This window comes from Mycolicibacterium parafortuitum, assembly GCF_010725485.1.
Classification (GTDB): Bacteria; Actinomycetota; Actinomycetes; order Mycobacteriales; family Mycobacteriaceae; genus Mycobacterium.
Genome location: NZ_AP022598.1, coordinates 3,513,334 through 3,532,829, shown reverse-complemented (window position 1 = coordinate 3,532,829; position 19,496 = coordinate 3,513,334). Strand labels below are relative to the sequence as shown.

The following is a 19,496-nucleotide window of genomic DNA, read 5'->3' as shown; positions in this document are numbered from 1 at the left end:
CGTCAGTCGGCGAGCATGGCCTCCCGCAGGCTGCGTGGGCGCAGATCGATCCAGTTCTGTTCGACGTAGCTCAGGCAGTCCTCGCGGGAGGCCTCCCCGAACACCACCCGCCAGCCGGCGGGCACATCGGCGAAGACCGGCCACAGGCTGTGCTGGTCTTCGTCGTTGGCCAGCACGTAGAACCGGCCGGCGTCGTCATCGAAGGGGTTGGCGCTCAACGTTTCTCCTCATCGCTTTGGGGTGGTCGACTGCGGGATGACCTGCGCCGAAGTCGGCACCCAGCACGCGGTCGGACAACAGGCCGAGACAGGACAGGTTCGGGAACCCCGGACCCTGGTTGAGCCCGGAGAGGCCGGGAAGGAACAGCTTCGGGGCGACCCCGGTGACGGCGAGGTCATGGCCGATCGACTCCTCAAGTGCCTCTCCGGTCAGCGGGCCGCCCAGGCCGAGTTCGATCAGGTCGAGCGCGTCCTGACCCAGCAGCGGCAGGAACCACAACGCATCGGCGCCGGAACCGTCGATCACCAGGTCGAAGCCGTGCACGGTCTCCAGCCGCTCGCCGCCGCGATCGGTGTTCAGCGTCAGCCGGATGCGACCGTCGCGGGGCACCGCGTGCGCGACCCTGCCACGCAGGTGCCGGATCCGGTCGTCGGCGAGCAGCGCGTCTTGTACCCGCGCCGAGAACACCCCGCGATCGGTGCGGGCCATCGCATCCCGCCGTTCCTCCAGGGTCAGCCCGGTCCATCCGGTCGGATCGGAGAACAACGTGTTCTCGAAGAAGCTCTCGCCGCGGGTGAACAGGGTCACCGACGGCGAGATCACCGTGATCGTCGAAACCCGGTGCCGGAACAGCTCGTTGAGCATCGATGCGGCGGTCTCGCCGCCGCCGATCACCGCGACCCGCTCGGCGGAGATGCGTTCGTGCTCGGCGGCCCGGTGCCAGAACTGGGCGATGGACAGCACCCGGGGATGGCCGGGCAGGATCGAGCGTTCGGCCTGGCCCGGCCCGGTGACCATCACCCCGTCGGCGGTCAGCACGGTCTCGTCGGTATGCACCGCCCAGCGGTCACCGTCGACCGAAATCCGTTGCACCTCACCGGTCACCACGGATATGCCGACGGAGTCGGCGACCCAGCGCAGGTACTGACTCCAGCGCAGATGGGTCGGCGCGGGCCGGCCACGGTCCACCCAGTCGGCGAACTGGCCGGTCGAGATCAGGTACGACTGCCAGCTCAGCCGGGTCATCCGCTCGTCGAGTTCGGCGTTGCGGCGACGCACCAGTGAGGACCGGTACGGGAAACCGATGTCCTTCTCGGGACTGGTGCCCAGCCGTTGCTGTCCGTCGGTCCAGCCGCCGACCGCGGCCCAGTTGGCCGCCACCTCGGCGCGTTCCACCACGACCACCTCGGGGGCGTCGACACCCATGTCGCGCAGCACCGCGGCCTTGGCCGCCACGGCCACGCCTTTGGCACCCGCCCCGATGACCGCAAGCCTCGGGCTCACCGTGTCACCTCGCTCAGAGCTTCCTGCCATATCGATTGCAGCTCCTCGATATCGGGTCCGGTCAGAATGTCGGGTAGCGCGCGCCACTGGGTGACCAGCACCGGCGCATCGCCGTGGGCGACGACGGCCGCGACGATCGTCAGCTCGTGGCGCACCGCCAGGTGCGGTTCGGGCACGGTGGACAGCCCCGCCAGCAGCAGCTTGTCGGCCTGCACCGCGCCGCCGGCAGGCCGCAGATCGGTGCGGCCGAGGTAGTTCAGCAGCAGCTGGGGCTCGGGGTGGCGCGTCAACCGCGCGGCGGCGTCGGGACGCAGGTAGCGCAGCAGCCCGTAGTCGATGCCGCCCGACGGCACCTGTGCGAGCTTCGCCGACACCGCCTTCGGGTCGTCGTCGTCGATGCGCAGCGGGTAGATCGCCGACAGCAGCCCGACGGTCTCGGAGGTGTCCGTGCCGGTGCCGTCGATGTCGATGTCGATGTCGATGCGCCCGTGGGTTTCCAGCGCCAGCAGGGGCGGCGGAGTCGGCTGGTCACGGCGTCGCCGCCAGCGGGTGACAGTCCGGGCCGCCGCGGCGACGAGCTGATCGGCCACCGGCCGATCCGCGGCGAGCAGACGGGCGGTGAGCTGCGCGTCGCTGACCGCGACGGTGACCGCGAGGGCTCCGGCGCTGTCGGTCTGCGGCTGCACGCGCCGCGTACCGAGGGCGGGGTCGTCGCCGTCGAGCTGCGATGCCCAGAAGTCGACATCGCCGAGCGTTTCCGCCCTCTGCCGCAACGCGTGTGACCACCGCCGGAAGCTGGTGTGCTCCACGGTCGCGGTCGGGGCACGCCCGGAGCGCAGCGCGTGCCAGCCGGCGTCGAGTTCGCCGACCACGATCTGCCACGACACCGGATCCATCGCGAGCACGTGCGCGGTCAGCACCAGCACACTGGCGTCCCCGGTCCGTAACCAGCCGGCGTCGAACAACGGACCACGTTGCGGGTCAAGGCTTTCCACCGCTTTGCGGGCGTACTCCCCGACCGCTGTGGACAGCTCACCGTCGACACGGACCTCGGTCAGCAGGTCCGGCAGGGGATGCTCGACCAGGGTCATCGCGGCGCGGTCCAGCCGGGTGCGCAGCACGGGGTGCGCCTCCACGACGCCGCGCAGCAGCTGCTCGAGGTGATCCCGGGTGATCCCGTCGGGCAGGCGCAGCGCCTCCGTGGAGGCCAGCCGGCGCGGGTCGCCGTATTCGTAGAGCCAATGTGCGTTCGGCAGCAGCGGGATCGGCCCGTCGCCGTCGTGGTGTTCGGGCCGCGGGCCGACGAGATCGTCGTCGATCGCGGCGGCAAGCTCGCGGATCGTGGCGCATTCCAACATCAGCCGGGCGCGCATCGCGACGCCGCGCCGCCGGGCGGCCTGCACCACCGACAGTGCGACGATGCTGTCCAGCCCCAGCTCCAGGAAGTCGGCGGTGACGTCGACCTCGTCGACGCCGAGTACTTCAGCCAGCAGCCCGGCCAGCTCCGTCTCCGTCGGCGTCTGTGGTGCCACGGATCCGCTGTCGGCGGAGGGTTCCAGCGCGGCCAGCGCGCGCTCGTCGATCTTGCCGTGGGAGGTCAGCGGCAGCCGATCCACCGGCACGATCCGGTTCGGGATCAGGTACCGGGGCAACCGCTCGGCCAGCAACGCGCGCAGTTCGGCCACGGGTGGGTTGCCGGTCACGTACGCGACCAGCCGGGAGCCGCTGACGTGGGGACGGACCATCACGTACGCCTGCATCACCGACGGGTGGGCGATGAGCGCCACGGCGACCTCGCCGGGCTCGACGCGGAACCCGCGAATCTTGACCTGGGTGTCGGAGCGGCCGAGAAACGACAGCGTGCCGTCATCGCACCGGCGCACGACGTCGCCGGTGCGGTACATCCTGGTGCCCGCGACGAACGGGTCGGGCACGAACCTCACCGCGGTCTCGGCGGCTCTGCCGAGGTATCCGCGGGTCAGCTGCCCGCCCGCCAGGTACAGCTCCCCGACCGCGCCGCTGGGCACCGGGCGCAGCCAGGAGTCGAGCACGTAGGCGCGCGTCGACGCGGTGGGCGCGCCGATCGTCGGGCGATCGTGCTCGGCGATGGCGGCGACCACCGCCTCGACCGTCGTCTCGGTGGGTCCGTAGCAGTTGTGCGCGGTCATCCCGGTGCGGTCGCACTCGTCGCGGATCTGCTGCCACACACCGGGATCGATGGCCTCGCCGCCGAGCGCCAGCACCGCCAGCGGGACGGTGGACAGCAGCCCGACTTCGCGAAGCTGCCCGAACATCGACGGGGTGGTGTCGATCATGTCGATACCGAAGCGGGCTATCGCCTCGACGAGCGCTTCCGCGTCGCGCTGGGTCGCGTCGTCGATGATGTGCACGCTGTGCCCGTCGAGCAGCGCGGCCAGCGGCTGCCAGGCGGCGTCGAACGTGAACGACCACGCGTGCGCGATGCGCAGGGGTCGCCCGATACGGGCGGCCGCGGGGCGCAGCACCGCATCGATGTGGTCCCGGGCGTAGGCCAGCAGCGCCTCGTGAGTTCCGATGACGCCCTTGGGTTCTCCGGTGGTGCCCGAGGTGAACACCACGTAGGCGCCCTGGCCGGGGCGGGTGCGGCTCGGCCGGTACCCGGGCGGCGGGTCGGCGGTGGCGCCCGCCATCCAGGTCTCGTCGATCACGTGGGCGGCCGTGCACTGGCGCAGGATCGCGTCGATGCGCTCGGCGGGCATCGACGGGTCCAGCGGCACGATCATGGCGCCCGCTTTGAGCACCCCGAACATCGCGATGACGTACTCGGGTCCGCGCCGCAACCGGATCGCCACCGGGGTCTCCGGACCGGCGCCCTGCAACAGCAGCGCCGCGGCCACCCGGTCGGCGGCCTCTTCGAGCTGACGGAAGGTGAGCACACCGTCATCCCAGCTCAGTGCGACCGAACCCATTCGGGCTGCGGCGATCTCGGCGAGCGCGCCGTGCACCGAGTCGGCGGTGGCGGCCGCGGCGGGTGCCGCAGCGGGCGGTGTGTCGGCGGGGAGCATGCTGACCGCGCGCAGCGGCCGGTCCCAGCCGTCGACGAGGTGTTGCACGGTCGCGAGCAGCCGCTCCCCGACCGCGCGCGGCGCGACGGCGCCCAGTGCACCCTCCTTGGCCTCGACGAGCACCGTGAGACGGCCGTCGGTCAGGTGTGCGGCGAGGGTGACCGGAAAGTGTGCGAGGCTCTGCAGCGCGACCGGGGTGAAGGTGGCGTCTCGGGCCTCCAGCGACGGCGCGCCGGCGACTGCGCCGATCGGGAAGTTCTCGTAGACCAGCAGCGTGTCGAACAGTTCGCCGACTCCGCCGAGGGTTCTCAGCTCGGAGTGGCCGAGATGGCTGTGGTCGCGCAGCGCGGCGAACACCCGTTGCAGCGCTACACATTGCGCCCCGGCCGGGGCGTGGGGATCCAGCCGCACCCGCAGCGGCACCGTGTTGACGAACAATCCGATCATCGACTCGACACCGGCCAGCTCGTCCGGCCTGCCGGACACCGTGACACCGAAGACGACGTCAGCCCGGTCGGTGAACGACGACAGGATGACGGCCCAGGCCATCTGTACCAGGGTGCTGACGGTGACCCCGCGCGAGCGGGCCGCCTCGACCAGCGCCGTGGTGGTCTGCGTGTCGGCCCTCACCTCGGTGATCACCGGCAACCCGTCCGGCAGCGACGTGGCACCGAGGGCGGGGGCCAGCAGGGTCGGGCCGTCCAGTCCGGCCAGGTGTTGCGACCACGCGGCGTGGGCGGCGCCCTCGTCGCGGGCGGCCAGCCAGCCGATGTAGTCCCGGTACGGGCGCGGCGGCGGGGGCAGCGCCGCGGTGTCCCCGCCGGCGCGGTAGAGCGCGAGCAGTTCCGAGACCAGCAGAGACAGCGACCATCCGTCGATCACGATGTGATGGGCGGTCACCACGAATCGCCAACGCGCAGCGCCCGATTCGATCAGCAGGAAGCGGATCGCGGGGCCGCGTTCCAGGTTGAATCGGCGGGCCCGCTCGGCGCGCTCGACGGCGTCGACCTCGCCCGGTTCCGCCATCACCTGCTGCCACTGCAACTCGGCCTTCTGCGGGATCACCTGCACCGGACGGCTCAGGTTGCCCTGGAAGAAGGCGGCCCGCAGATTCGGATGCCGCACCAGCATCGCCGCGGCACACTCGCGCAGCAGCGCCACGTCCAGCGCCCCGGTGATGTCGGCGCTCATCCCGATCACGTACGGGTCGTCGCCGTCTGTCATCGCGGTCAGCGAGAACAGGCCCTGCTGCAGCGGGCTCAGCGCCATCACATCGGCGATGGCGGGCGGGGTTTCGGCTGCCGTCACGAAGTCTCGTCCCGGTCGGCCCACGACGCCGCGACCATCGCCAACTCCTCGTCCGACAGACCGGAGGTGCTCATCGGCGCGTGGTGGACGTCGCGGGATTCGGTGTCCGCGCCCGCCGAATCGACGGCGGCGGCCAGATCGTGCAGCACCGGGTGTTCGAAAACCATCCGCGCGGTCAGGCGCAGACCGGCCTTCTTCGCCCGCCCGGCCAGCTGGACGGCCAGGATGCTGTCGCCGCCGAGCTCGAAGTAGTCGTCGTACCGGCCGATCTCGGCGCAGCCGAGCACCTCGACCAGCACGTCGGCGAGCATCTCCGCGAGCGCCTTCTCCGTGTCGGTGCGCGGCGGTTCACTCGGGCCCGCCGCGCGGGGCGGCGGCAGGTCGCGGCGACTGGCCGGCAACGCGTCGAGCACGACGATCTTCGGCGGTGCGGTGCCCTCGGGCAGTGCGGCACGGACCGTCTCGGCGAACGCCGCCGGATCGTCGACCGGTTGGTCCGGCACCACGTACGCGGCGACGGTGCTGCGATAGCCGTTGTCCCAGGTGCGGACCGCGGCTTGCGCGACACCGGGGATCCCTGCCAGCGCCGCTTCGAGCTCGTGGTCCACCCGCTCGACGTAGTCCAGCAGGCCGTCCTCGGTCCAGCGCGCGCGGTCCCCGCGGCGCCCGGCCGCGTCGCCGGTGTAGTGCACGTCGGCGACGACACCGACGGGCACCGGGTTGCCCGCGGCGTCGAGCAGGATCGCGTCGGCATCCGGCGGCGGCAGCACGGGGTCGCCGATCGCGAGCTCATCCAGGGACTGGTCCGGGTTCTGGGCGAAGGCGGTGATGACACGGCCGAGCCACCCGGCGAAGCGCTCCGCGGTGGCACGGGTGTACAGATCGGTCCGGTAGATCACGTGCCCGCGATAGCCGCTGTCGCCGGCGAAGAAGTTGATCGACAGATCCGCGTGCGCCATGTCGAACGTCGGCTCCAGTGCGGTGAACAACGTGTCGCCGTCGGGACCCGTGCTGATCGGCCGGGCTTCGGAGAGTTGTTCGCGCACATGGACGACGACGCCGAACAGCGGGTTGCGCGACAGCGAGCGCACCGGGCTGACCGCGTCGACGACCTGGTCGAACGGCAGGTCCTGGTGGGCGTAGGCCTGCAACGCCATCTCGCGGGCCCGAAGGCCGACCTCACGCAGCGTCGGGTTGGCGCTCAAGTCGTTGCGCAGCACCAGGATGTTGATGAAGAACCCGATCAGCTGGTCGAGTTCGGGTTCGGTGCGGCCCGCCACCGGTGTGCCCAGCGGGATGTCGGCGCCCTCCCCCGCCTTGTACAGCGTCGCGGCGACCGCGGCCTGCAGCAGCATGAACTCGGTGACCCCGAGCTCGCGGGTCAGGGCGACGATGTTGTCGCGCACGCCCGCGTCGAGGGTGAACTCGACCGCATCGGCCGCACCGCCGGGAACCGGCGGGCGCGCGAAGTCGGGCGCCAGCCCGGTCTCACCGGAGAGCCCGTCGAGTTGCGCCTTCCAGTAATCGCGTTGCGCGGCGATGATTCCGGTGTCCTCGGCAAGTAGCGCGGCCTGCCAGGCGGCGTAGTCGGCGTACTGCACCGGCAGCGGCGCCCAGGTCGGGGCATCCCCGGCGCAGCGCGCCCGGTACGCGGTGAGCAGTTCGGTGAACAGCACCGCCGCGGACCAGTGGTCGGCGGCGATGTGGTGGATCACCAGCGACAGCACGTGCTGGCCGGGGATCGACAGCACCGCGGCGCGCACCGGCCACTGCTGCTCGAGGTCGAACACTCCCAGCCGTTCGGCGTCGAGTTCGGCGCCCAGCCAGTCCTCGTCGGCGCCGGCGTCCAGGCGCACCGGGAACTGCGGGTCCGGTGCGTTGACGAGCTGATAGGGCACGCCGTCGATTTCGCAGAACGTGGTGCGCAGGCTCTCGTGCCGGGCCACCACATCGCGCACCGCGGCGACGAGCGCGGCGACATCGCACGGTCCGGTGAACCGGGCCGCGAACGGCACGTTGTTCACCGGGCCGGGGCCGTCGACGCGGTACTGGAACCACTGCCGCAGCTGCGAGGCGGACATCGGCGCGGGTCCGTCGTGCGGCACGGGCATCAGCCGGGGCCGCGGCAACGGCGCATCGCCCGCGGCGAGCTGGTCGACACGTTCGGCGAGGCCGGCCAGCGTGCCGAGTTCGAAGATCTCGCGGATCTCGATCTCGACGCCGCAGCGCGACCGGATCGCCGCGACGAGTTTGGTGGCCAGCAGTGAATGCCCGCCCAGTTCGAAGAACGAGTCGTCGGCGCCGACGCGGGACGCACCCAGAAGCTCGGAGAACAGTTGCGCGAGTGCGCGTTCGGTGTCGGTGGCCGGTTCGCGGTAGTCGGCTCCGGTGCTGATCTCGGGCAGCGGCAGCGCGGCCCGGTCAATCTTGCCGTGCGCGGTGATCGGGATCTCGTCGAGCACGACGTACGCGGCGGGGGTCATGTAGTCGGGTAGCGCGGCGGCGACCCTGGCGCGGATGCGGGCCACGTCGACCTGTTCGCCCGGCGCGGCCGGGGTGAGATAACCGACCAGGCTCTTGCCGAGCCCGGGCAGGTCCTGGCCGAGAACGACGGCCTGCCCGACGGACGGGTCGACGGTGATCGCGGCGGCGACCTCGCCGAGTTCGATGCGGAAGCCCCGGATCTTGACCTGTTCGTCGGCGCGCCCGACGAACTCGAGATCGCCGTCGGCGTTGCGACGGGCCAGATCCCCCGAGCGGTACAGCCGCCCGCCCGGCGTGAACGGATCGGCGACGAAACGCTCGGCGGTCAGTCCGGGCCTGCGGTGGTAGCCGCGCGCGACATGGGTTCCGCCGATGTAGATCTCGCCGATCACCCCCGGCGGAACCGGCTGCAGCGCGTCGTCGAGCAGATGGACGGTGGTGTTGATCTTGGGCTTGCCGATCGGCACGATCCGCGCGCCCTGCGTGCCCTCGACCTTGTACCGGGTGGTGTTGATGATCGTCTCGGTGGGGCCGTAGAAGTTGTGCAGCAGCGCGTCGAAGGTGGCGTGGAACTTGTCGGCGAGCTCTCCGGGCAGCGCCTCTCCCCCGATCGGCACCCGTTCCAGGGTGCGCCAGTGGTTCACTCCGGGCAGCGACAGGAACAGGCCGAGCAGCGACGGCACGAAGTGCATCGCGGTGATGCCTTCGCGCTGCAGCAGATCCGCCAGGTAGCCGATGTCGGTGAGCCCGTCGGGACGCGGGATGACCAGCCGCCCGCCGCAGGCCAGTGTTCCGAAGATCTCGCCGATCGACACGTCGAAACTCGGTGACGCGACCTGCAGCAGCCGGTCGGTGTCGCGGATGTCGTACTCGCCCTCGAACCAGGTGAAGTACTCCGAGACCGGCCGGTGTGGCACCGGCACACCTTTGGGCAGGCCGGTCGACCCCGACGTGTAGATCAGGTACGCGGCGTTCTCCGGACGCAGCGGACGCACCCGGACCTCGTCGGTGGGGTTGTCGGTGCGATGGTCGTCCAGTCCGGTGACCGGCTCGCGGATCACCATCTTCGGGTCGGAGTCGCCGAGGATGAACGACAGCCGGTCCTCGGGATAGGTCGGGTCGACCGGCAGGTACACCGCGCCGGCCTTGATGATCCCGAGGGCCGTGATCAGCAGCTCCGGGGACCGGTCCAGCAGTATCGCGACCCGGTCCTCGGTGCCGATGCCCTGCTCGATCAGCCAGTGCGCCACCTGATTCGCGGACTCGTTGATCTCCCGGTAGGTGTACTGGCGGCCTTCGTAGACCACCGCGACGGTGTCGGGGATCTTGGTGACCCGGTCCTCGATGCGTTCGGCGATGGTGGCCGCGGGCATCTCGAAGGTCTCCCCGTGGGAGACCTCGCGCAGCCATTCGGCGTCGCCGGCGCCCATCAGGTCCAGCTTCGCCAGCGGGGTGTCCGGATCGGCCAGCGCGGCGTCGAGCAGCACCACGTAGTGCTCCAGCAGTTGGCGAGCCAGCACATCGTCGAGGATCTCGACCAGGTACTCGGCTTCGACCACGGCGCCGGTGTCGTCCAGTTCGACCATCAGACCCAACGGCAGCTGGGTCAGCTGCCCGCGCAGTTCGGCGCGCGTGCAGGTGATCCCGGGCGGGCAGAACCCGCCGCCGTCGGGTTCGCGGAACCCGAAGCTGACGCGGGTCATCCGCTCGGCGCCGTGCCTGCGGTCCGGGTTGAGCTCGCGCACCACGCGGTCCACGTTGACCTGCTGGTGGGCGATCGCACCGAGGACGAAGTCCTTGGTCTCGGAGAGGAATTCGGTGAAGCTCTGCATACCGCGTGGCTTCAGGCGCATCACCGCGGTGTTGCCGTGGTACCCGATGACCTCCTCGCTGTCCGGGCCGCGGAGCAGCACCGGACTGGCGACCAGGATGTCGTCGGCGTGGGTGTAGCGGTGCAGCAGCGCACCGAACGCGGCCAGCAGCACGGTGTACGGCGTGGCTCCGGCGGCACGCGCGGCCGCGCGGACCCGTTCGACCGTGTCGGCCGTCAGTGCGACGGTGGTGCGCTGTGACCGCCAACTCGACGGCACCGCCGAGCCGTTCGGCCCGGGGAGTTCGAGCGGCTCGGGCAGATCGGCCATCGCCGCGCGCCAGTACTCGAGATCCTCCTCCGAGGTCACCGGCTCCGGGGGCGGCGCGGGCGTGGGCGCGAGTTCGGCGCCGGTGTAGGCGCGGGTCAGGTCGGCGAAGAACACCCGCCAGCAGCCGTCGTCCCACGCGATGTGGTGCACCACCAGCAGCATCACGTACTCGGCGGGAGCGGTGCGCGCGACGGTGATCCGCAGCGGCGAGCAGGTCTCGAGATCGATCGGGGTGCTGAACTCGCGTTGGGCGAGCACCTCAAGGCGCAGCCGTCGTGCGTGGTCGGACAACTCGGAGATGTCGTGCACGGCCCAGCCCGGCTGCAGGTCGTCGTGCACGGTCAGGTGCGGTTCGCCGTTCTCGTCGGCGTGGAAGGTGCTGCGCAGCACCGGATGCCGGCGGGATACGGCCGCGACGGCGTCGTGCAGCCGGGACAGGTCCAGCTCGCCGGTGATCCGGTAGGACAGGCTGATGTTGAGCAGCGCGCCGCTGGGGTCGACGGACTGGACGAACCACATGCGCTGCTGGCCGTCAGTCAGCGCACCGTCCCGGCGCTCGGTGTCCGCGGCTTCGTGGGCGCGCAGTCCACGGCCGGCCAGTCGCTGGCGAAGCAGCTCGAGCCGCCGGGCATCCAGGTCAGTGTCAGTCACGCGGGAATCTCATTCTTCCGTGGGTGTTCATCGAGGGCGGCGACCAGTTCGGTGCCGGTGATACCGCCGAGCATGGCGGCCAGGGGTACCGATCTTCCGGTACCTCGGCGCAGTCTCTTGCGCAGGTCCAGGGCCAGCAGAGAGTCGACACCCATGTCGAGCAGTGCCGCTGTCAGGTCGATGGTGTCGGGTTGCACACCGAGTACCGAGGCGAGTTCGGAAACCACCAGCGCGGTGCGGTCTTCGGCACCGGCAGCGCCGCCCGCCGACTCGGCGGCGGGCACATCGCGGAACACCTGAAGCCGTGCCCGGTCGGCGCTGTAGATCACCGCGTCGCCGCCGTACTCGCGCAGGCTGGCCTCGATCGCGTCGTCGGCGTCCATCGGCACGAGACCGGCCCGGCCGATGCGGTCCACCGCCGCCTCGTCGACGATCCCGGTGCCGAATAGCCCGAACCGTGCTGCACTGCAGAGGAATCCGTCGGCACGCAGTTGCGCGGCCAGCGCGTCGAGCATCCGGTTGGCCGCCGCGTAGGCGGCGTGGCCGCGTCCGCCCCACAACCCGGACACCGAGCTGCACAACACGATCCGGGCGCCGGGGCGCAGCGGCCAGTGTTCGACGATGTGGGTGATCCCGGAGATCTTGGCAGCGCAGGCGTCGGTGAAGTCCTGTGCGGTGAGCTCATTGCGGTCGGCGAACCGCGCGGTCGCCGCGGCGTGGATCACCAGTGTGGCTCCCTCGCCGCCGAGTTCGGCCGCGGCGGCGGCCACCTGCCCTGGATCGGTGATGTCGCAGCCCTGGCTGCGGCTCAGCACCGTGATCCGGCGGGCGCCGTGGCGGGCCAGAACCTTCGCGTAGTGCCGCCCGACTGTGCCGTTGCCGCCGGTGATGACGACGTCGTCGAGCACCCCGGGGTCGGTGAGCCACAGCTCCGGGACCGTCACGGGTTCGCGCTCGCCCCGTGCGAACACGGTTGGGCCGTCGTCGGTTTCACGCACCGCGAGCTCGTCTCCGTCGGTGCACACCGCATCCAGCACGGTCGCGGCGTCCGGGGTCGACGACGGGAGGTCCAGATGCCGGAAGTTCACGTCGGGGTGTTCGAACCCGAGGCTGCGGTGCACGGCGGCCAGTGCGGCCTGCCCGGGCAGCGGTGTCTCGTCGTGGTGGACCTGTTCACCGGCGACGGTGACCAGCCAGAGGTCGCGGCAGTCGGATCCGACGGTGTCGCCGTAGCCGAGCAGTCCGGCACCGATCAGGTCCGCAAGGGCATGGGCGGACCGGGTGGCGTCGGGGTCGTGCAGGGCCGGGGCGACGGCGAGGACGAGGTCGGCTTCTTCGACGGGGGCTGCCTGAACGCCGAGATGCCGGTCGACGGCGTCGCGCAGAAGATCTCCCAGACCGCTGCGGGGCCCGGGCAGTTCGAGCACGGCGGTGCGGCGCAGCGCCAGGGTGGCCGGCGCGGTGTCGCGCGGCTCCCACGCCTCGGTGGCCAGGGTCAGCGCCGGGGCCGGCGGAAGCGGCTGGGGCAGCGCCCAAAGGTGGGTGGCGCGCATCGGCGTGTGCGGGAACCCGCGCAGCGGCGGGGTGCTCGTGTCGACGGTGTCATCCCAGGCAAAGGCCGGGTCGGCGGCCGCGACGGTCGCGATGCCGGCCGCCAGCGCGTCGGCGATCGGCGCATCGCGGCGGCCGGACCCGACGGTGACCGCGTCACCTGCGCTCTGCCCGAGTGCGAACAGTAGCGCCGGATGCGCCGACATCTCGATGAAGATGTCGGCACCCGCGCCGACGGCCGCTGCCGCCGCGTGGTCGAAGCGAACGGTGTTGCGCAGGTTGGCGAACCAGTAGTCGGCGAAGTCGGAGTCGGGCGGTACCGCGGTTCCGGTCGCCGAACCGATGAACGGGATGCCGCCGTCGCGGAAGGACGCGTTCGGCAGTCGGCCGAGCAGATCGGTGCGCAGCCCGTCGAGCAGGCTGGTGTGCGCGGGGAAGGCCATGGTGACCGTGCGGGCGAAGATGCCGCGCTCGGTGGCGGTGTCCTTCAGCTTCTCGACCGCCGCGCTCTCCCCCGACACCGCCACCGAGGATGCGGCGTTGACCACCGAGAGTTCCAACCAGCCACCGGTTTCGTCGATCAACAGTTGCGCGTCGGCGGGCGCGACGCCGAGGACGACCATGCCGTAACCCTGAGACAGGTTCTCCAGCACGGCGGCGCGCGCGATCACCACCGCCGCGGCATCGGCCAACGTGAGCATCCCCGCCACACAGGCGGCGGCGACTTCGCCGAGGCTGTGCCCGACGGTCAGATCCGGTTCGATCCCGCAGGACCGCCAGACCGCCGACAGCGCAACGGCGTGGGTGAACTGCGCTGCCTGGGCGTCGATCTGCGACCAGCCCTCGGCTCCCGGTGCGGCGGTCAGGTAGTCCAGCGGGGACCGCTGCCCCGCGGCTTCGAAGACCGCGGCGCACTCGTCGGCCGCGGTCCGGTACGCATTCAGCGTGCGGTAGGCCTCGGCGCCCATCGACGGCCATTGATTGCCCTGGCCCGGGAACACGAATGCGCGGCGGCCCTTCTCGGCGAGCGTGGCGTGTGTGATCAATGGATGATCGGCGCCGCGGGCAAGTGCGGCCAGTCCCTCACCGAGTTCGCGCAGATCGGCCGCGCGCACGACCGCGCGGTGGCGCTGGCGCCTGCGCAGCCGCAGCAGGGTGGCCGCGACGGCCTCCAGCGTCGGCTTCCGGTCGAGGTAGCCGAGGATTCGGCGCGCGTCCTCGGCGATCAGGGCGTCGGCATGAGCGTTGAGCAGCACCGGGATCCGGGCATCGGGCAGCATCACGACGCCCCTCCGGCTGGGATGGCGACGATCGCGTGCGCATTGGCGCCGCTCATCCCGAAGGCCGACACCGCGGCCAGCCGCCGTCCCTCGATCTCGGGCCAATCGGTCAGCTTGGTGGCCAGCCGCAGTCCTTGGGCGTCCCAGTCGATCTCGCGGCTCGGTTCGTCGGTATGCAGGCTTTTCGGGATCGCGCGGTGTTCGGCGGCGACCAGGATCTTGGCCAGCCCGAGCGGCCCGGCGGCGGACTGCGCGTGTCCGATGTTCGATTTGACGGAGCCGAGCACACCGCCGTGTCCGGGCCGGGTCGCGCCGTAGGTCGCTGCCAGCGAATGCAGTTCGGTGCGATCGCCGAGCCGGGTGCCGGTGCCGTGGCCCTCGATCATGCCGATCTCTTCGGGTTGCGCGCCGGATGCGTCAAGCACGCGCCGGAACAACCGGGCCTGGGCGTCGCCGCTCGGCGCGGTCATGCCCTTGGTGCGGCCGTCGGAGTTCACGCCGCTGGCCAGCACCTCGGCCAGTACCGGGTATCCGTTGCGGTCGGCCACCGAGCGGCGGGCCAGCACGAACATCGCCGCCCCCTCGGCCCACACCGTGCCGCTGGCCTGCGCGCTGTACGGGCGGCAGTGTCCGTCGTCGGACAGTGCGTGCTGCTTGGAGAATTCGACGAAGTAGCCGGGCGAGCCGAGCACGCAGACCCCGCCGGTCAGCGCGATGTCGCAGTCGCCGCTGCGCACCGCGGTGACCGCGACGTGCAGCGCGGCCAGCCCACCGGTGCAGGACGCGTCGATCGTCAGCGCGGGTCCGCCGAGCCCCAGCACGTAGGCGATGCGTCCGGAGATCGCGCCGAGCGTGGTGCCGGTGAGCAGATGCCCGCTGTAGGCCGAGTATTCGGCGAGATCACCGCCGTACCCGAGGTACGAGGCCCCGACGTAGCATCCGACGTCTTCTCCGGCCAAGGTGTCGGGGTTGATGCCCGCGTTCTCCAGTGCCCGCCAGCCCACCCGCAGCGCGACCCGCTGCTGCGGGTCGATCGCGACGGCTTCCCGCGGTGAGATCCCGAAGAACTCGGGGTCGAATGCGGCTGCGCCGGTGAGAAATCCACCCAGGTCGTGGATGCGTTTGAAGCCTTCGCGGCGTGAGCCGTCGAGCAACTCCCGCACCCGCCAGCCCCGGTCGGTCGGGAACGGGCCGAGCACCTCGCGTTCCTCGGCGAGCATCGCCCAGTAGTCGTCTGCGGTGTCGATTCCCCCGGGCGCCTCCAGGGCCATGCCCACGATGACGACCGGGTCGTCAGCGCTAACGGCCATGAATCAGCTCTGCCACGGGCCCGGCGAGTTCGGTGATATAGAAGTGGCCGCCGTCGAACAGGTCCCGCGCGAACGCGCCGCCGGTATGCGCTTGCCACCGGTTCAGCATGTCCGGCGCGATGCGGTGATCGCTGTGGGCGCCGAGGGTGTGGATGTCGGCGCGGATCTTCACGTCCGGGGCGGCCGAGTAGCGGTTGAAGGCCTCGTAGTCGGCGCGCACGGCCAGCAACAGCAGCTCGACGAAATCCTCGTCGGCCAGCAGCCGGGCATCGGTGCCGCCGAGATCGAGCATGTGCGCGAGGATTTCGCGGTCCTCGGTCGGCAGCCGGGGCGACGCGGCCACCGCGGACGGCGCCTCACTGGCCGACACCCACAGCCGACGCACCTCGACGCCGCGGGCTTCGGCGATCCTGGCGAACTCGAACGCCACCACCGCGCCCAGGCAGTGGCCGAACAGTTGCAGCTCGCCGAGCGCCGACCAGTCCGCGGCGTCGAACAGGTCCTGCGCCAGTTCCTCGACCGTGGCCGACGCCGGGTGGGTGAGACGTTCGGCGCGCTGCGGGTACTGCATCACGTACGCGTCGAGACCACGGGCGGACAACGCCGTGGCCAGGCCGCGGTAGGTGGCGGCGGCACCGCCGGCGTGCGGGAAGACCAGGATGGGACCCGAACTCGCCTGCCCGACGGCGGGAAACCGTTTGATCCACGGCTTCGCGGTCAGTGGAGCGCTCACGATGCCGCGGCTTCCATCCGCGCGGCCGCCACCTCGGTGGCGTCCATCTGCGCAACGTCGAGGTACACCTCGGCGACCTCTTCGAGGCGGCTGTCCCGGTCGGCCAACCTGGCCGCCAACGCGGAAACGGTGCGCGCCGCGAAGATGTCGGCGACAGCGACGAACGGTGCGTCCAGCCAGGTGCGGATCCTGGCGACGACCTGGGTCGCCAGCACGGAATCGCCGCCGCTGGCGAAGAAGTCGTCGTCGACGCCGATCCGCTCGCTGTCCAGCACCGAACCGACGATCGAGCACAGCGCGGTCTCCAGCGCCGTCGCCGGGGCGCGGTACGCCACCGGGGTCGTCGCGCCCGCGTCTTTGAGCGCAGCGGCGACCGCGGTCCGGTCGATCTTGCCGCCGACGGTGTAGGGCACCTGGTCGGCCACCACGATGGTCTGCGGAACCATGTGCGGCGGAACGACTTTTGCGAGACCTTCGGCAAGTGTGCGGGGGTCCAGATCGGCGGTCTCCGCGGTGACCAACGCCGCCAGCACGTCTCGGCCGCCGTCGGCCGCGACCACCGCGGCGACAGCGGAATCCACCCCGGGCAGGCCACGCAGGGCGGCCTCGACCTCACCGAGTTCGACCCGGTATCCACTGATCTTGATACGGTGGTCGGCACGGCCGACGAACTCGATGACCGCGCCGGGCCGGTACCGCACCAGATCGCCGGTCCGGTACCACCTGATGCCGTCGTACTCGACGAACCGTTCGGCGGTCAGATCCGGGCGCGCGCAATATCCGCGCGCCACACCGCGTCCCCCGACCCACAGTTCACCGGGGACCCAGTCGGGGCAGTCCCGTCCGTCGGGGCCGACCACCCGGCACATGTTGTTCGGCAGCGGCACGCCCAGCGGTATCGAGGTCCAGTCGTCGGGGATGTCGCCGACGACCTCACAGATCGTGTTGTGGGTGGCCGTCTCGGTCGCACCGCCGAGTCCGGCGAACCGCATCTGCGGTGCGCGGTCACGCAGCGCACGCACCATCGCGGGCCGCACCCAGTCCCCTCCGGTCGGCACCACGCGCACCGAGGACAGGTCGCCGTCGACGGCCGAGAGCATCTCCAGCCAGCCCGGCATGAAATGCAGGACGGTGACGGCGTGCTCCGCGATCAGCCGCACCCAGGTGTCCGGATCGCGGCGGTGCGCCTCGTCGACGACGACGATCGAGGCGCCGGCGCGCAGCATGCCGAAGACGTCGAGCACCGACAGATCGCATTCCAGCGTCGACAGCGCCAGACAGCGATCCGCAGGCCCGATCCCGAAGTGTCCGTTGATGAATTCGACGGTGTTCATCGCGGCGTCGTGGGTGATCTCGACACCCTTGGGCTCGCCGGTGGAACCGGACGTGAACAGGATGTAGGCAAGCTCGGACGAGTCGACCTTCGGGGGTTCGAAATCTCGGGCGCGGCGGCCGACGCGGATCGCCTCCGCAACGGTCAGCGCGGCCATCGTCGTCGGCGGCTCATCCCCGCACACCAGCGCCATCTTCGCCCCGGCGTTGGCCAGCATCCGCGAGGCGCGCTCGGCGGGATGGTCCACCCCGACCGGGACATAGACCGCGCCGATCGCCGAGATCGCGAGCAGTGCGATGACCTGCTCGAAGTTCTTGGGCCCTAGTACCGCAACGGTGTCGGAGCGCCGGACGCCGGCGACGTCGAGCGCCGCGGCGACGGCCAGCACCTGCTCCCGCAGTTCGGCATAGGTCAGGGTGCCCGCGCTACTGAACACCGCGGGTGCGTCGGGCTGCTCTGCGGCGCGCCGGAAGAATCCGTCGTGCAGCGCGTCGCCGCTCGCCGCGCCCACCACGCTGTTGACGGCATCTCGGGCGGCCTGCTGCTCCGTTGTCACGGCGGGCAGATCGAGCGCATCCCAGGCGGAGTCGTCGGTGGCGAGCCGTTGCAGCTCGGCGATGTGGTGAGCGAACATCGCGTCTGCGACGCCGGGACGGAACGCATCCTCGCGGGTGTCCCAGTTGATCATCAGCCCGTCGGCGATCGGGGTGGCCTGGGCGTCGAGCAGCACCTGGGGCCCCTGGGAGATCGTCCACACCGGCTTGCCGAAGAACTCGGTCACCCTGCCGGCGAACAGATCTCCGAGTCCGAGCGCGCTGGTGTAGACGATCGGCGCCAACACCGGCGTGCCGTGGTGGCGCGTCAGGTCGCGCAGCACGGACAGGCCCGAGTAGCTCGAATGGTTCGCGGTGGTGTGCAACGTCTCCTGCAGCACCCGGGCGCGCGCGATCGGGGTGTCGGCCGCGGTCAGGTCGACGTCGAGCATCAGCGACGAGGTGAAGTCGCCGACCAGTTTGTCGACGTCGGGGTGGAACTGTTCGCGCCCGAACATGGGCAGGTTCAACAGGAATCGGCGACTCGTCGACCACCGCGCGAGGGTGCCGGCGTAGGAGGCGCCGACCGCCATCGCCGGGGTGACGCCCCGCCGGTGGGCCGCTTCGAAGAGCGCGTCGCGGGTCGCGACGTCGAAGATGTGCACCCGCCGGGTGCCGCGGCGCGGGTCGGCCTGCTCCGAACGGGGCACCAGCGGCAGCGCCGGACCTTCGGGCAATTCGGGGATCCGTTCGGCCCACCACTGCCGGTCGTCATCGGTCCCGGACTCCGGCACCGTCCGCTCCAGAGCGGCACGGTACTCGCGGTAGGTGTATCCGAGCTCGGGAAGGGTTGCGCCGCCGTAGAACTCGGCGAGGTCGGACATGAAGTTGCGGTAGCTGACCGCGTCGGAGGCCTGCATGTCCATGTCGACGTGCAGTCGGGTCCGGCCACCGGCGAGCAGCGACAGCGAGATCTCCAGGACCTCGCCGTGCAGCATCTGATGCGATTTGGCCTGGCGGATCTCGTCGAGCCGATCGCGGGCGGCGGCCTCGTCGTGGTCGCGCAGGTCGTACACGGTGACCGGCAGTCCGCGGTCGGTGATGCGCTGGGTTCCGTCCGGCAGGATCTCGACGCGGAGCATCGGGTGGCGGGCGGCGAGTTTGGTCGCGGCGTCCTGCAGGCGTTCGGGGTCCACGCCTGTGCCGTCGAGCTCGATGTAGAGGTGCCCGGCGACGCCGCCGAGCTGCTGGTCGTCGTTGCGCCCGATCCACATCGCGTGCTGGATCGGCGCGAGCGGGAAGGTGTCCGGGACGGTGCTGCCGTCGGCGGCGGCGTCGGCCGGCGCCGGATGCTCGGCGGGCGGGGCGGTGCGTTCGGCGACCAGGTCGGCCCACGCGGCCACGGTCGGGTTTGCGGCCAGCGCGGCGAACCCGACGTCGATACCCTGCCTGCGCCAGCGTCCGGACAGCGACATCATGCGGATGGAGTCGAGCCCGGAGGCGATCAGATCCGCCTGCGGGTCGAGCTCGCTGGGGTCCACGCCGAGCAGCTCGGCGACTTCGTCGCGAACGGACTGCGTAGTCGTCGACGTCAAACCACCAACCTCCTCGACCACCACGAAATT

Annotated in this window: 8 protein-coding genes; all 8 read right to left on the bottom strand. The window is 71.0% G+C overall.

Annotated features, from left to right (window positions below):
• Positions 1 to 2 precede the first annotated feature (2 nt).
• The 8 genes from NTM_RS16935 to NTM_RS16900 are packed head-to-tail and all read right to left on the bottom strand — an operon-like array spanning position 3 to position 19,466.
• Complete coding sequence (locus NTM_RS16935; RefSeq protein ID WP_104863323.1) at positions 3 to 218, bottom strand: MbtH family protein; 216 nt, start codon at positions 216 to 218, stop codon at positions 3 to 5.
• Positions 196 to 1,503, bottom strand: coding sequence for an NADPH-dependent L-lysine N(6)-monooxygenase MbtG (gene mbtG / locus NTM_RS16930; RefSeq protein WP_163766929.1), 1,308 nt, complete (start codon positions 1,501 to 1,503; stop codon positions 196 to 198). Before mbtG ends, NTM_RS16935 begins: the two co-directional genes overlap by 23 nt.
• On the bottom strand, positions 1,500 to 5,855 hold the full coding sequence (locus NTM_RS16925) for a non-ribosomal peptide synthetase (RefSeq protein WP_163766928.1): 4,356 nt from the start codon (positions 5,853 to 5,855) through the stop codon (positions 1,500 to 1,502). The genes mbtG and NTM_RS16925 overlap by 4 nt, the downstream gene beginning before the upstream one ends.
• Entirely contained in the window at positions 5,852 to 11,131 is a 5,280-nt protein-coding gene (locus tag NTM_RS16920) for a non-ribosomal peptide synthetase (RefSeq protein WP_163766927.1), read from the bottom strand. Before NTM_RS16920 ends, NTM_RS16925 begins: the two co-directional genes overlap by 4 nt.
• Entirely contained in the window at positions 11,128 to 13,962 is a 2,835-nt protein-coding gene (gene mbtD / locus NTM_RS16915; RefSeq protein ID WP_163769522.1) for a mycobactin polyketide synthase MbtD, read from the bottom strand. Before mbtD ends, NTM_RS16920 begins: the two co-directional genes overlap by 4 nt.
• Positions 13,962 to 15,272, bottom strand: coding sequence for a beta-ketoacyl [acyl carrier protein] synthase domain-containing protein (locus NTM_RS16910; protein WP_163766926.1), 1,311 nt, complete (start codon positions 15,270 to 15,272; stop codon positions 13,962 to 13,964). The genes mbtD and NTM_RS16910 overlap by 1 nt, the downstream gene beginning before the upstream one ends.
• On the bottom strand, positions 15,262 to 16,008 hold the full coding sequence (locus tag NTM_RS16905; protein WP_435405128.1) for a thioesterase II family protein: 747 nt from the start codon (positions 16,006 to 16,008) through the stop codon (positions 15,262 to 15,264). The genes NTM_RS16910 and NTM_RS16905 overlap by 11 nt, the downstream gene beginning before the upstream one ends.
• Positions 16,002 to 19,466, bottom strand: a complete 3,465-nt coding sequence (locus NTM_RS16900; RefSeq protein ID WP_163766925.1) for a non-ribosomal peptide synthetase — start codon at positions 19,464 to 19,466, stop codon at positions 16,002 to 16,004. The genes NTM_RS16905 and NTM_RS16900 overlap by 7 nt, the downstream gene beginning before the upstream one ends.
• Positions 19,467 to 19,496: the final 30 nt, after the last annotated feature.